Here is a 13,661-nt window from a genome sequence, read left to right as displayed (position 1 = left end):
GTCCCGCGGGACGGCCTCCGCCCGCAACGTAACCATGTCCGGCGGCCTGACCGGGGACCGGGTACACGTGCGGCGGTGCCAGGTCAGGATCGACCGGGCACCGCCGCCCCTCTGTCCGGTACCTCTGTCTACGCGGTCTGCCCGTTGCCCGATCCGCTCACCGACGCGGCCTTGATGCCCTTGGTGATGGTGTCCAGCACGGAGAGCTCCGGTGCCTTGGCGTTGATGTCGAACCCGGAGCGGATGACCACCAGCAGGTCCTTGCTGTTGGGGGAGGGGAAGGCGAGCGATTCGACGTACCCGTCGTCGCCCTTCTTCGTGACCACCTTCCAGCGCACGAGGTAGCCCTTCTGGCCCGCCACGGTGACGGCCTCGGACTTCAGCTCCTGGTGGGAGGTGATTCCCTCGTAGATGTCCGCGCCGTAGGACTCCTCGGCGTTGACCGAGATGTCCTTCTTCGCGGCCGCCTCGGCGGTCTTCTCCGTGTTCTCCAGCGCCGCCGCGGGCGCCGAGAACACTCCTCCGCGCACGCACTTCTGACTGGTGTCGCCGGGGCAGGCGTACTCGCCCGTCGTCAGGTTCGCGCCGACCGTGCCGGACTCGCCGGTCCAGCCGTCCGGGACCGGCAGGCTGATGCCGCTGGCGATGTCGGTCGCGTAGCCGTCCTCGGTGGGGATCTGCGGCGACTCGGGCGCCTGGTCCTGGCCGCCACTGCCGTCGCTCCCGCCGCCGTTCTGGCCGCTTCCGCCGTCGCTTCCGCTGCCGCCGCCCTGGCCACCGCCCTGGCCGCCACCGAAGCCGCCGCCGCTCTCGCCGGGGGCGCCCTGGCGTCCGTTGCCGCCGGACGGCGGGCCGCCCGACTGCGCGACCGAGGGCTTGGCGGACTGCTTTCCGTCGCCGTGCCCCAGTGCGTACGCGCCACCGCCGACGGCGGCGAGAACCACCACGCCGACGGTGATACCGACGCCGATGCGGATACGGCGGCTACGGACGGCGGCGGGTGCCACGCGGAGTTGGTCGGTCCACTGGGTGCCGTCCCACCAGCGCTCCTGCGCGGGGCCTATTCCTGAATACCCGGGGTCTGGATGCCAGCCGGGCGGGCTCGTCTGGTTCACAGCCGTACCGTATGCGGACTGAGTGAGAATCACATGAAATGGCTGGTGTTCTTTCTCTCAAGACGGCGCACCGGGCCCCCCGGCACTCCCGCCCGCCTCAACCCAGCAGGGCCGCCGTGGTGACCGTGACCGGCGCGGCGAGAACGGTGGAGAGCAGGATCGACTCCCGGGCCAGCCGCACGCCCGTCCCGTAGTGCGAGGCGTACGTGAAGAGGTTCTGGGCGGCGGGAAGACCGCTGGTCACCACCACCGCGAACAAGGGCGCCCCCTCCAGGCCAAACACCCCGGCCGCGATCGCCCAGGCGGTCAGCGGCTGGACGAAGCTCTTCAACGCCACGGAGAGGAGCACCGGCCCCCGGTCCGTGCCGCGACCGGGCATCTCGCTGCCGCGCAGCGAGATGCCGAAGGCGAGCAGCACCCCGGGCACCGCGATTCCGGCGATCAGCGTCACCGGCTCCAGCACCGGCCCGGGGACGCGCCACCCCAGGACGCTGACGGCGACGCCGGCGAGCGAGGCCAGGACGATCGGGTTGCGGAAGGGCGTGGTCAGCAGCCGCGCCAGGGAATCCCGCTCGCCGGGGCGCGAGGTCTCGATGACGGTGAGCGCCACGGGGGAGACGACCAACTGCTGGAAGAGCAGGATCGGTGCGATGAGGGTCGCGTCTCCGAGGACATAGACGGCTATGGGGATGCCGAGATTGCCGGCGTTGACGTAGCAGGAACAGAGGGCGCCTATGGTCGTGCGGCCCACGCTCCAGCCGCGTACGGCTCCGACCGCGGCGAAGGTGCCCGCCACCACCAGGGTGGAGAGCGCGGTCACCAGCAGTGGCAGCGACACCATGACCGACAGGTCGGCCTTCGTCATCGTGGTGAACAGCAGGGCGGGCGAGGCGACGTGGAAGGACAGCCGGGTGAGTACAGGCTGTCCGTGCTCACCCAGCAGACCCGACCGGCCGATCAGATAGCCGACGGCGATGATGCTCGCGATGACACCGAACCCCTCCAGGACGCCGGTCACCGACGCCCGCCGACGGAGCGGAGGGGAGTGTGGTGGAGAGCGGCCCGGGCCGACAATTTTCGGTGTGACATGCACGCAACGTTATGGAGCGTCGGTACTTCCGCACAAGGCGTCACCGATCACACCGGTCTTTGGTCCGACCACAGTACGTGTGTGACATAGTCGGCCGAGTGATCCGGGAGCCCGGGCGGGGACCGCCCGCCCCCGGACGGACGCGGACCGCCGGTGCGACCGGCCCGATCAGGGAGTAGCGGATGCCCGTCGAATGGGAACCCGTGCGGCAGTCCCGTACCCACGAACTCGTGCTGCGGAGCATCGAGGAGCGGGTGTTCGCGGGTGAGCTCAAGGCGGGCGACCGCCTTCCGCCGGAGCGTGAACTCGCCCCCGTCCTCGGCGTCAGCCGGTCCGCCCTGCGCGAGGCGCTCCGGGTGCTGGAGACCATCGGGGTCCTGGTGGCCCAGCCCGGCCGGGGGCCCGACTCGGGCGCGCGGATCGTGCGCAACCCGGACGACGCGCTCGGACGGCTGCTCCGGCTCCACTTCGCACTGGGCAGCTACAGCCTGGAGGACGTCATGGAGGCGCGGGTCGTCCTGGAGCGGTCCGGCTTCGAGGCCGCCGTCACTCACGCCCGCGACGAGGACCTCGACGAGGCCGCGTCCCTGGTCGCGGGCATGGCGGCCCCCGGCATCGGCGTCACCACCTTCAACGACCTGGACACCCGCTTCCACGTGCAGATCGCCCGCTGCTCGGGCAACGCCCTTACCTCCACCCTCACTTCGGCCGTACGCGAGTCCGTACGCCCGCTGATCCTGCGCGCCCTGGAAGAGGCGGAGGACTGGCCGGCCACCGCCGCCGCGCTCAACGCCGAACACACCGAACTGCTCCGGCTGGTACGCGCCGGACGGGGCGCGGAGGCGGCCGACCTGGTCGAGCGCCACATCCGCAGCCTGCACGGCACCCTGGTCGACGACAAGTAGCGGAGCGCCCCGGCGCGAGGCCGGGGAACTTCACTGGGACCGCCATCAGGAGTATGGTCCGACCATACAAAGGACGTAGAGAAACGATCGAGGAGGCTCCATGCGCGTCGGGCTCTTCGCCACCTGTCTGGGAGACACCCTGTTTCCCGAGGCGGTGAAATCCACCGCGGTGCTGCTGGCCCGCCTGGGCCACGAGGTGGTGTTCCCGCCGGGACAGACCTGCTGCGGTCAGATGCACGTCAACACCGGCTACCAGCGCGAGCCCGTACCCCTGGTGCGCAACTTCGCCGAGCAGTTCGGCGACGCGTCCATCGAGGCGATCGTCATGCCCTCCGGCTCCTGCGCCGGGTCGGTCCGCCACCAGCACCGCATCGTCGCCGAGCGGTACGGCGACGCCGCGCTGCGTGCCGGGGTCGCCACGGTCGAGGCCAAGACGTACGAACTCTCGGAGTTCCTCGTGGACGTCCTCGACGTCACCGGGGTCGGCGCGTATTTCCCGCACCGCGTCACCTACCACCCCACCTGCCACTCGCTGAGGATGCTCCGCGTCGGCGAGAAACCGCTGCGACTGCTGCGCGCCGTCGACTCCATCGACCTCGTGGAACTGCCCGAGGCCGACTCCTGCTGCGGTTTCGGCGGCACCTTCGCGGTGAAGAACGCCGAGACGTCCTCCGCGATGCTCCAGGACAAGATGCGCAACATCGCCTCCACGGACGCCGACGTCTGCACCGCCGGCGACTCCTCCTGCCTGATGCACATCGGCGGCGGGCTCCACCGCATCAAGTCCGGCACCCGCACCCTGCACCTTGCGCAGATCCTCGCCTCGACCCGTACCGCGCCGTACGCCCTGACGGAGGCCGCCACCGTATGAGCACCTTCCTCGGCATGCCCGCAGCCCCGCCCCGCTCGCCGTACGGCACCGGCAACCTGCGCGGCGAGCGGAAGTTCCCCGCCGCCGCGCACGACGAGCTGCGCAACGAGCAGCTCCGCCGCAACCTCGGCAAGGCCACCCGCACCATCCGGACCAAGCGACTCCACGTCACCGGTGAACTCCCCGACTGGGAGCCGCTGCGCGACGCCGGAGCGGCGATCAAGACCGACACCATGAACCGGCTGCCCGAACTCCTGGAGCAGCTGGAGGCGAAGGTCACCGAACACGGCGGCACCGTCCACTGGGCGCGCGACGGCGCCGAGGCCAACGAGATCGTCACCCGCCTGATCAGGGCGACCGGCAGCAGCGACGTGATCAAGGTCAAGTCCATGGCCACCCAGGAGATCGGCCTCAACGAGCACCTCGAATCGGTCGGCATCACGCCCTACGAGACCGACCTCGCCGAACTCATCGTGCAGCTCGCCCACGACAAGCCCTCGCACATCCTGGTCCCCGCGATCCACCGCAACCGCGACGAGATCCGGGAGATCTTCCTCAAGGAGATCCCGGGCGTCGACCCGGACCTGGACAACGTGCCCGCGCACCTGGCCGCCGCCGCGCGCGCCTATCTGCGCGAGAAGTTCATGACGACCAAGGTGGCCGTCTCCGGCGCCAACTTCGGCATCGCCGAGACCGGCACCCTCTCCGTCGTGGAGTCCGAGGGCAACGGCCGGATGTGCCTCACCCTGCCCGACACCCTGATCACCGTGATGGGCATCGAGAAGGTGCTGCCGCGCTACGCTGACCTCGAAGTCTTCCTCCAGCTCCTGCCACGGTCTTCCACCGGCGAGCGGATGAACCCGTACACCTCGATGTGGACCGGGGTGACCCCCGGCGACGGCCCGCAGGACTTCCACCTGGTGCTGCTCGACAACGGCCGGACCGCAGCCCTCGCCGACAAGGTCGGACGCGAGGCGCTGAACTGCATCCGCTGTTCCGCCTGCCTCAATGTCTGCCCGGTCTACGAACGCGCCGGCGGTCACGCCTACGGCTCGACCTACCCCGGCCCGATCGGCGCGGTCCTCACCCCGCAGCTCGCCGGGATGCACGCCGCGAAGGACGACCCGAACAGCTCGCTGCCGTACGCCTCCAGCCTCTGCGGCGCCTGCTTCGACGCGTGCCCGGTCAAGATCGACATCCCGTCGCTGCTGGTCGAACTCCGGCACCAGAACACCGAGCAGTCCGGTACGACGGCGGAGAAGCTCGCGATGAAGGCCGCCGCCACCGTGATGAAGAGCCCGAAGCTCTTCACCGCGGCCCAGAAGGCGGCCGGTCTCGGACGGGTCGTCGCCGGCAAGGACGGCACCATCGGACGGGTGCCCGCGCCCTTCGACGGCTGGAGCGACAGCCGGGACACCCCGGCCCCGCCGAAGCAGACGTTCCGCGCCTGGCTGGCCTCGGCCGAAGGCGCCGCCACCATGAAGGCGGCGGCCGACGAGGGCGCCGCGTCGAGCGCCGGAGCGGACCGCCCGACGGACCCGACGGAGGACGAGAAGTGACCACCGCACGCGACACCGTCCTCGGCCGGGTGCGCGACGCCCTCGCGCTCGCCCCGGCCCGCCCGGTCACCGTCCCGCGCGACTACCGCACCGGACGCACCCTGCCCGACGCCGAACGCCTCGCCCTCCTCACCGACCGGCTGGTCGACTACAAGGCACAGGTCCACCCCTGCACCTCGGACCGGACCGCCGAGGTGATCGCCGAGGCGCTGCGGGAGCGGGGCGCCCGCCGGATCGGCGTGCCCGCCGGGCTCGACGCCGACTGGCTGGCCGCCTGGGACGGGGAGGTCCAGCGGGACTCCGCCTCCATCCCGGCGCCCACCCTCGGCGAACTCGACGGCGTGGTGACGGCGTCCGCCGTCAGCTGCGCGGAGACCGGCACCATCTTCCTGGACGGTTCCGGGGACCAGGGGCGCCGCGCGCTCTCCCTCGTCCCCGACCTGCACCTCTGTGTCGTGGACCTCTCCACGGTGGAGGTCGGGGTCCCGGAGGCGGTCGCGCGCCTGGTACCGGAACGGCCGACGACCCTGATCAGCGGGCCCTCGGCCACCTCGGACATCGAACTGGAGCGGGTGGAAGGGGTGCACGGCCCCCGGACGCTCGTGTGGCGGCGAGGCCCAGCCCCAGCATCTTGACCACGATGTTGTCGCTGATCAGGAACGCCGCGAAGACGCTCACCATGATCAGCGCCGCGCAGGTGATGACCCGGGCGGTGATCTCCAGCGCGTGCGCCACGCTCCCCCGGGGGTCGCCGGTGCGCAGCCAGGCCTCGTGGATGCGGGAGAGCAGGAAGATCTCGTAGTCCATGCTCAGGCCGAAGACGATCGCGAACATCATCATCGGGACGTAGCTCTCGATCGGCACGTCCCCCGACACGCCGAGCGCCGGACCGCCCCAGCCCCACTGGAAGACGGCGACCACCACCCCGTACGAGGCGGCGATCGAGAGCACGTTGAGCACCGCCGCCTTCACCGCGACGAGCAGCCCCCGGAAGACGACCAGGATCACCAGGAACGCGAGGCCCACCACCACCAGGATGATCAACGGCAGCCGGCTGGAGACGATGTCGAGGAAGTCGACCTGGGCGGCGGTGGTGCCGGTGACGTACGTCTGCGCCTTGTAGCCCTCGACGGCCTTCGGCAGGACGGTGTCGGTCAGGTCGTTGGTGAGCGCGGTGGTCCGCTCGTCCTGCGGGGCGGCGACGGAGTACGCGGTCGCGGTCAGCACGTCCCCGTCCGAAGTGGCCGTGAGCTGGGTGATCTTCGCGGCGTCGGTCACCCCGGTGAGGGCCTTCTGGGCCTGCGAGGAGAGCGCCGCCCGGTCCGCCGCGGGCACGTCGCTCTGGTCGACGACGAGGGTCAGCGGGCCGTTGGAACCGGGCCCGAAGGCGGACGACATCAGGTCGTACGCCCGCCGGTCGGTGAACGACTTCGGGTCGGCGCCGTCGCCGATGTGCCCCAACTGGATGAAGAACAGAGGGAAGGCCAGCACCGCCAGCACCACCACCCCGCCCACCAGGAACCACCAGGGCCGCCGCTCCACCCGCTCCGCGTAGCGGTGCCAGCCGCCGTGCGCACTCTCGCCCGGCGCCGCGTCCGTCTCGGCGATCGGGGTGCGGACCCGGATACGGTCGATGTGCCGGCCGATCAGCCCGAGGAGCGCGGGGACCAGGGTGAGCGCGCCCAGTACCGCCGTGACCACGGTGACGGCCGCCGCCAGCCCCAGCTTCCCGATGAACCCGATGCCGGACACCCACAGCCCGGACAGCGCGATGATCACCGTGCACCCGGAGAGCAGCACCGCGCGCCCGCTGGTCGCGGCGGCGTTCCCGGCGGCGGTGGCCGGGGGCTGTCCGTCGATGAGGTTCTGCCGGTGCCGGGTCACCAGGAAGAGCGCGTAGTCGATGCCGACCCCGATGCCGATCATCGTGGCGAGCGTCGGCGATACCGTGGCGAACGTCCACACGGACGCCAGCAGCCCCAGCAGCGCCAGCCCGCACACCGCGCAGAACACTGCCGTGACCAGCGGCAACAGAGCGGCGAGCAGGCTGCCGAAGCCGATCAGCAGCACGAGGATCGCCACCCCGAAACCGATCGCCTCGCTGGTGCGGTCGTTCGCCTCGGGCCGCGCGAGTTCGCCGAGCGGACCCCCGTACTCCACCTGCGCCCCGGCCGAACGCAGTGGCTGCACCGCCTTGTCCACACCGTGCAGGTAGTCCGAGCCGAGCGTCGAGGGCTGCACGGCGAAACGGACCGTGATGTACGCCGTCTTCCCGTCCGTGGAGAGCGGCCCGGTGTTCGGGGTACCGGTGGGCGGCGGGGTCGGCTGAGTGCCGGGCGGCGGCAGCGGGTTCTGTACCGAGAGCACCTCCGGCAACTTCTGGAGGCTGCCGACCGTCGAGGAGACCTGATCGGAGAGGTCGGTGAGGGGCTTGTCCGCGTCGTGCAGCACGATCTGGCTGCTGTACCCGCCGGCGGACGGGGCGTGCGCCTTGAGGACGTCCAGTCCGTCCTGGGACTGCGTACCGGGCAGCGAGAAGTCGTCGGAGTAGTCGCCGCCGTACGCGTGGACGAGCGCCTGGAGCCCCGCCAGCGCCACCACCCACAGCACCAGCACGATCACGAAGTGCCGGGCGCACCAGGCCCCGAGACGCCGCAGCCCGCCGGTGGGGTGCTGGGCCCCGCCCGCGCGGCGTGGGGGCGGGACGGCCTTCGCGGCCGGTGACGACGGCATGGGACCTCCCGGTGGCCTGCTGACGTCCCAGTCAAGGAGCGTTCGCGGGCGGGGGCACCCGGGGGCGTCCGAACGGGCGTGGGTGCGGACGCGGAGAGGGGCCCGCGCGGGGGTCCTGAGGGGAGCCCTGAGGCGGATTCCTGAGGTGGATTCCTGAGGGGGGCTGTCCCCACCCCTCGGCCTCCCGGCTGCCGGATGGGCACACGGTATGGCGTCAACCACCCTTCTCCCATGGCTACTTACCGGAACATCGCACGGCCGGCCGCGCTCCTCGCCACCGTTCTGGCGGTGACCCTCACCGCCGCCGTCACCCCCCCGGCCCAGGCCGCCGCCGGGCCCGTGAGCACCGCCGGCGGCCCCGCCCTGGAGTGGCGCCCCTGCACCGGCGGGCTCACCGGACAGGAGTGCGCGGACCTCTCCGTACCGCTGGACTACGCAAGCCCGGACGGCCCCTCCCTCACCCTGGCCGTCTCCCGGCTGCGCACCGACCGGCCCGACGCCCGGCGCGGGACGCTGATGGTGATCCCCGGAGGGCCCGGCAGTTCGGGTGTCCAGCGGCTGACGCAGAAGGGCGCGGCCCTGCGGAAGTCGACGGAGGGCCGCTACGACCTGGTCTCCCTCGACCCGCGCGGGGTCGGCGGCTCCACCAGGGCCGGGTGCGGACTCGCCGAGGACGACCGCATGCTGACGGCCCTGCGGTCCTGGCCCGCGGCCGACGGCTCGATCGACGAGAACATCGCCCGCTCCCGTCGTACCGCCGAAGCCTGCGCGGCCAACGGCGGGGAGGCGCTCCGCAGCTTCACCAGTGCCAACCAGGTCCGCGACCTCGACCGGTTCCGGCAGGCCCTCGGCGAACGGAAAGTCTCGGCGTGGGGCGTCTCGTACGGGACCTACATCGGGGCCCAGTACGCGCAGTCCTACCCCCGGCGGGTCGACCGGCTGGTCCTCGACAGCAGCGGCGACCCCGATCCGGCACGCGTCGAGCGCGGCTGGCTGGCGAACATGGCGCGCGGCGCGGCCGACCGCTTCCCCGACTTCGCCGCCTGGGCCTCCGACCCGGCCCGCGAGGCGGACGGACTGCGGCTCGCCGAACGCCCCGAGGACGTGGGACCGCTGCTCCTGGACCTCGCCGCCCGCCTCGACCTGGCCCCCAGGGAATCGAGTGTCCCGGGCGCCCCGCTCACCGGGAACGGCCTGCGCCAGACGCTCCAGAGCGCCCTGTACTCCGACAGCGCGTTCGCCGGGTTCGCCGCGCTGGTGCGGTCCGCACGGGACCCGCAGGCCGTGCCCGTACTGCCGCCGGAACTCGTCCACCCGCTGCCGGACCAGGATGCGGCGCTGATGGTCGCGGTGATCTGCAACGACGTGCGCTGGCCGGCCGACGTCGAGGCGTACCGGAAGGAGGTCGCCGCCGACCGGGAGCGGTACCCGCTGACCGCCGGCATGCCCGCCGGCATCACCCCCTGCTCGTTCTGGCAGAACCCGCCGGCCGACAAGCCGGTGACGCTCACCGACGACGGCCCCTCGAACATCCTGATGATCCAGAGCCTCCGCGACCCCGCCACCCCGTACAGCGGCGCCCTGAAGATGCGCGCGGCGCTCGGCGCCAAGGCCCGCATGGTCACCGTCGAGCAGGGGGGCCACGGGATGTACCTCGGCAACGGCAACGCCTGCGGCGACCGGACCGTGGCCACCTTCCTCACCACGGGACGGCGCCCGGCACGGGACACGTACTGCCCCAGCTGAGGCCCTCGGCGGCACCCGCCCGTGGGGGAGAGCGCCGGGGGCGTGTCCATCCCCGGCACCCGCCCGTGGGGGAGAGCGCCGGGGGCGTGTCCATCCCCGGCGCGGGCGGCGGGCTCTTGCAGGATGCGAACGGTGGACAACCCCGGAACCCTCATCCTGATCATGGCCATGGCAGTCCTGGCGCCGCTGCTCGCCGCCTCCGTCTCGCGGCTGCTCTCCGTGCCCGTGGTGATCTTCGAAATCCTGCTGGGGATCGTGGTCGGCCCGGACGTCCTCGGACTGGCCCACCACGACCAGGTCATCGACGCCCTCTCCGACCTGGGCCTGTCGATGCTGATCTTCCTGGCCGGCTACGAGATCCGGTTCGGGGAGGTGGGCGTACCGGTCCTGCGCCGGGCCGGCGGCGCCTGGCTGATCTCCCTCGCCCTCGGGCTCGGCATCTCCCTCGCCCTCAGCAGCGGTGACCTGTCCCGGAGCCTCGTCATCGGCACCGCGCTGACCAGCACGGCGCTCGGCGCCGTCCTGCCGATCCTGCGGGACTCGGGGCGGCTGGAAGGCCGGTTCGGGACGGTCGTCACCGGATTCTGCGCCGTCGGCGAGTTCGGCCCCATCATCGCGATGGCCCTGCTGTTCAGCGGACGGAGCCCCGGGGCGTCGAGCGCGGTTCTGGCGGTGTTCGCCCTGCTGACGGCCGGTGCCGTCTGGTGGGCGTCCCGGCCCCGACAGCCCTGGTTCGCCCGGATCGTGGCCACGACCCTGCACAGCAGCGCCCAGTTCGCGGTGCGCTTCGTGATGCTGCTGCTCGCCGCGATGCTCGGCCTCGCCGAACTCTTCGGCCTCGACACGCTCCTCGGCGCGTTCGCGGCCGGCCTGCTGACCCGGCTCGTCCTGACGGGCTCCGTACCGGAGAACAGCGAAGTGATCCTCTCCAAGGTCGAAGCCATCGGCTTCGGCTTCCTCGTGCCGTTCTTCTACGTCGTCACCGGCATCGACTTCGACCTGAAAGCCCTGCTGGACGGCGGGCGGCCCCTCGCTCTGCTCCCCGTGTTCCTGATCCTCTTCGTGCTCGTGCGCGGCGGCCCCGTCTGGCTGCTCGCCCCGCGCGACCTGTCCACCCGTGCGGAACGCGGGGCGCTCGCCCTGTACGCGGCCACCTGCCTGCCGCTCGTCGTCGCCATCACCACCATCGGGCTCGACGAGAAAGTGATCGGTTCCGGGGAGGGGGCGGCCCTGGTCGGCGCGTCGATGGTGTCCGTCCTGGTGTTCCCCCTGGTGGCGCCCTGGCTGCTGGCCCGCAGCAAAGGGCCGGAGGCCGGGGCCGGGGCCGGGGGAGCCCGGGCCGACCGGGGCGGCGAGGCCTGGTGAAGCCCGCACCGGGGCGGGCCCCACGATCCCGTCCGGACAACCGTGCAGGTCATCGGGGCCGAACCGGCGCGGGCGGCGCACTTCACCCGGTTGCCCGGCTCTCCTGCGAAGTCCGGCGGGGCGACGCAGGGTGGACCTCATGTGGTCCCGCCGACTGGCCGCAGGAGCCGTACTCCTGACGCTGGCCTTCCTGATAATCCGGGACGGCCCGGTCGGGCACGCCCCCCACGAGCGTGCCGCCGCCGTCGCCCCGGAACGCATACGGGTGCCCGCCGAACCCAGGATCGTCAGCCGCGCCGCATGGCACGCCGACGAATCGATCGTGAAGGAGAAGGCGGTGTACACCGGGGCCGCCCGTGCCGTCTTCATCCATCACACGAACAACGGCAACCGCTACGACTGCGACGACGCCCCCGAGATGCTGCGGGCCGTCCAGTCCGACCACGTCAACGACGAGGGCTGGGACGACATCGGCTACAACTTCGTCGTCGACCGCTGCGGCACCATCTACGAAGGCCGCGCCGGCGGAGTCACCCGCTCGGTGCGCGGCGCCCACACCAAGGGCTTCAACGCGGACACCGTCGGCATAGCCGCCCTCGGCACCTTCACCGACCCGGACACCCCCGTACCGCAGCCCATGCTCGACGCCATCGAGCGCATCGCCGCCTGGAAGCTGCGCCCCGGCACCGACCCGCGCGGCGAGGTCGTCCTCGTCTCCACCAACAGCGAGAGCCTCTACCCCAAGGGCAACTCCGCCGACCTGCACGTCATTTCGGGCCACCGCGACAGCTACGGAACCGACTGCCCCGGTGACGCCCTGTACGCCAAGCTCCCCGAGATCCGCGAGAAGACCGCCGCACTGCGCAAGGCCGCCAGCGGCAGCGCGGACCTGCTCCCGGCCAAGGCCGAGGCGCGGAAGCAGGCCGCCGGGCGGTGAGGGGCCTGATCGGTGAGCCGGCCCGTGAGCCGGCCCGTGAATCAGCCCGTGTGAGTCGGACCGTGTGAGTCAGCCCTGCGCGCGCTCCGCCGCGCTGCGTTCGACGCAGAACTCGTTGCCCTCGGGGTCGAGCAGGGTCACCCACCCGGCCCCGCCCGGCTTGCGGTGGTCCTCGTGCAGCGTGGCCCCGAGACCCACCAGCCGCGCCACCTCCTCGTCCCGGGTGTGGTCCTGCGGCTGAAGGTCGAGGTGCAGCCGGTTCTTGACGGCCTTCTTGTCCTCGACCCGGATGAACAGCAGCCCGTGTGTGCCGGCGTGGACCGAGGCCTCCGGGTCACCCGGAAAGTCGTCGGCGGCGATCTCGCCGCCCAACGCGGAGGCCCAGAAGCCCGCGAGTACGTACGGATCGGCGCAGTCGACGGTGATGTGACGGATGGCAGAAGTCATGGGGACACCTGATCACGGTGTGGCACGGGAGTGTGAGGGGTTATCCGGTGCGAGTGTTGCGCAGTGGGCCACGAACTGCGTGAGAATCGCCCGCAGTTCGTTGATGTCGATGCGCTTGGTGAACGTCTTCTGGACCGGCGCCGGCGTCCCGGAGATCCAGATCTTCAACTCGGCGTCCAGACCGAAGGTCCCGGCCGTCTCCACCGAGACGTGTGTGATGCTGCGATACGGGACGGAGTGGTGCTCCGCCTTCTTCCCCGTGATCCCCTGCTTGTCGACCAGCAACAACCTGCGGTCGGTGAACAGGATCGTGTCCCTGTTCAGCAGGACGCGGCGTGGATCTGCCCGCCGGGCCCAGCGGGCGGGCGTAGTCCTGCTGGGCGGTGGTCGGAATCGATGCAGTGGGCGTTGCCGAAGAAGGCCATGGGGTCACCGAGTCGGTGGTGGGGCGGTGCGATGCGCCGAGGACTGGGTGACTTGAGGTCCGGGGCGGATTCGTTCCGGAGGTGTCTTCATGGTGCCCGGATCGGGCGGACGATTCCCCGCGCGCGGGGAGCACGGGGCGGACAGAGCGGTATCCGTCAGCTCGTAGGGACCATCCCCGCACACGCGGGGAGTACTTGTTCCAGAGTGAGCACCTCAAGGACGGCAAGGGACCATCCCCGCACACGCGGGGAGCACCTCGTGGAGACGGTGTATCTCAGACTCGAGCCGGACCATCTTCACATGGGGAGGCGTCTTCGGTGACGGAGGCGTTCGGCTTGGGTACGGAGAGTCGAGGAGCGAGTGCCTGCACGAGTATCAGGAGTGCTTACTCAGCTAAAGGAAGGCAAGTTGGGTGCTCTGCGCGCTCTCCCCATTTCCAGCGCCACCGCCCCTCGTTTCAGTCCCTG

The 13,661-nt window shown here is 71.4% G+C and carries 11 protein-coding genes and 1 pseudogene; 7 read left to right on the top strand and 5 right to left on the bottom strand.

Annotated features, from left to right (window positions below; genetic code table 11):
- Positions 1-128: 128 nt before the first annotated feature.
- Together ACWD3D_RS10100 and ACWD3D_RS10095 are read right to left on the bottom strand one after the other, a co-directional pair.
- On the bottom strand, positions 129-1,115 hold the full coding sequence (locus ACWD3D_RS10100; protein ID WP_451460437.1) for a DUF2510 domain-containing protein: 987 nt from the start codon (positions 1,113-1,115) through the stop codon (positions 129-131).
- A 97-nt stretch (positions 1,116-1,212) separates the two neighbouring features.
- On the bottom strand, positions 1,213-2,133 hold the full coding sequence (locus ACWD3D_RS10095; protein ID WP_451460436.1) for an AEC family transporter: 921 nt from the start codon (positions 2,131-2,133) through the stop codon (positions 1,213-1,215).
- Between the two features lie 254 nt (positions 2,134-2,387).
- Here ACWD3D_RS10095 and ACWD3D_RS10090 point away from each other — a divergent pair, with 254 nt between their 5' ends.
- The 4 genes from ACWD3D_RS10090 to ACWD3D_RS10075 all read left to right on the top strand — a co-directional run bounded on the left by ACWD3D_RS10090 (position 2,388) and on the right by ACWD3D_RS10075 (position 6,175).
- On the top strand, positions 2,388-3,110 hold the full coding sequence (locus ACWD3D_RS10090) for a FadR/GntR family transcriptional regulator (protein ID WP_451460435.1): 723 nt from the start codon (positions 2,388-2,390) through the stop codon (positions 3,108-3,110).
- 100 nt (positions 3,111-3,210) lie between these two features.
- Entirely contained in the window at positions 3,211-3,981 is a 771-nt protein-coding gene (locus ACWD3D_RS10085) for a (Fe-S)-binding protein (RefSeq protein ID WP_451460434.1), read from the top strand.
- Positions 3,978-5,540: a lactate utilization protein B gene (locus tag ACWD3D_RS10080; RefSeq protein WP_451460433.1), complete on the top strand. Its 1,563-nt coding sequence runs from the start codon at positions 3,978-3,980 to the stop codon at positions 5,538-5,540. The genes ACWD3D_RS10085 and ACWD3D_RS10080 overlap by 4 nt, the downstream gene beginning before the upstream one ends.
- Entirely contained in the window at positions 5,537-6,175 is a 639-nt protein-coding gene (locus tag ACWD3D_RS10075) for a LutC/YkgG family protein (RefSeq protein ID WP_451460432.1), read from the top strand. Before ACWD3D_RS10080 ends, ACWD3D_RS10075 begins: the two co-directional genes overlap by 4 nt.
- On the opposite strand, the gene ACWD3D_RS10070 is transcribed toward ACWD3D_RS10075, so the two are convergent.
- Positions 6,072-8,273 carry an MMPL family transporter gene (locus ACWD3D_RS10070; RefSeq protein WP_451460431.1) on the bottom strand — a complete coding sequence of 734 codons (2,202 nt, stop codon included), beginning with the start codon at positions 8,271-8,273 and terminating at the stop codon, positions 6,072-6,074. The two genes, ACWD3D_RS10075 and ACWD3D_RS10070, sit on opposite strands and share 104 nt — an antisense overlap.
- A gap of 231 nt (positions 8,274-8,504) precedes the next feature.
- Here ACWD3D_RS10070 and ACWD3D_RS10065 point away from each other — a divergent pair, with 231 nt between their 5' ends.
- The 3 genes from ACWD3D_RS10065 (at position 8,505) to ACWD3D_RS10055 (ending at position 12,321) form a co-directional block, all read left to right on the top strand.
- A complete protein-coding gene (locus tag ACWD3D_RS10065) occupies positions 8,505-10,019 on the top strand; it encodes an alpha/beta hydrolase (protein ID WP_451460430.1) in 1,515 nt (504 codons plus the stop codon).
- 132 nt (positions 10,020-10,151) lie between these two features.
- Entirely contained in the window at positions 10,152-11,384 is a 1,233-nt protein-coding gene (locus tag ACWD3D_RS10060; RefSeq protein WP_451460429.1) for a cation:proton antiporter, read from the top strand.
- 139 nt (positions 11,385-11,523) lie between these two features.
- On the top strand, positions 11,524-12,321 hold the full coding sequence (locus ACWD3D_RS10055) for a peptidoglycan recognition protein family protein (protein WP_451460428.1): 798 nt from the start codon (positions 11,524-11,526) through the stop codon (positions 12,319-12,321).
- A 69-nt stretch (positions 12,322-12,390) separates the two neighbouring features.
- Here ACWD3D_RS10055 and ACWD3D_RS10050 read toward each other — a convergent pair whose 3' ends face one another.
- Entirely contained in the window at positions 12,391-12,768 is a 378-nt protein-coding gene (locus ACWD3D_RS10050; protein ID WP_451460427.1) for a VOC family protein, read from the bottom strand.
- 12 nt (positions 12,769-12,780) lie between these two features.
- A pseudogene (locus ACWD3D_RS10045) lies at positions 12,781-13,193 on the bottom strand (PH domain-containing protein).
- Positions 13,194-13,661: the final 468 nt, after the last annotated feature.

The organism is Streptomyces sp. NPDC002690, assembly GCF_053592415.1.
This window is presented reverse-complemented; position numbering and strand designations above follow the sequence as displayed.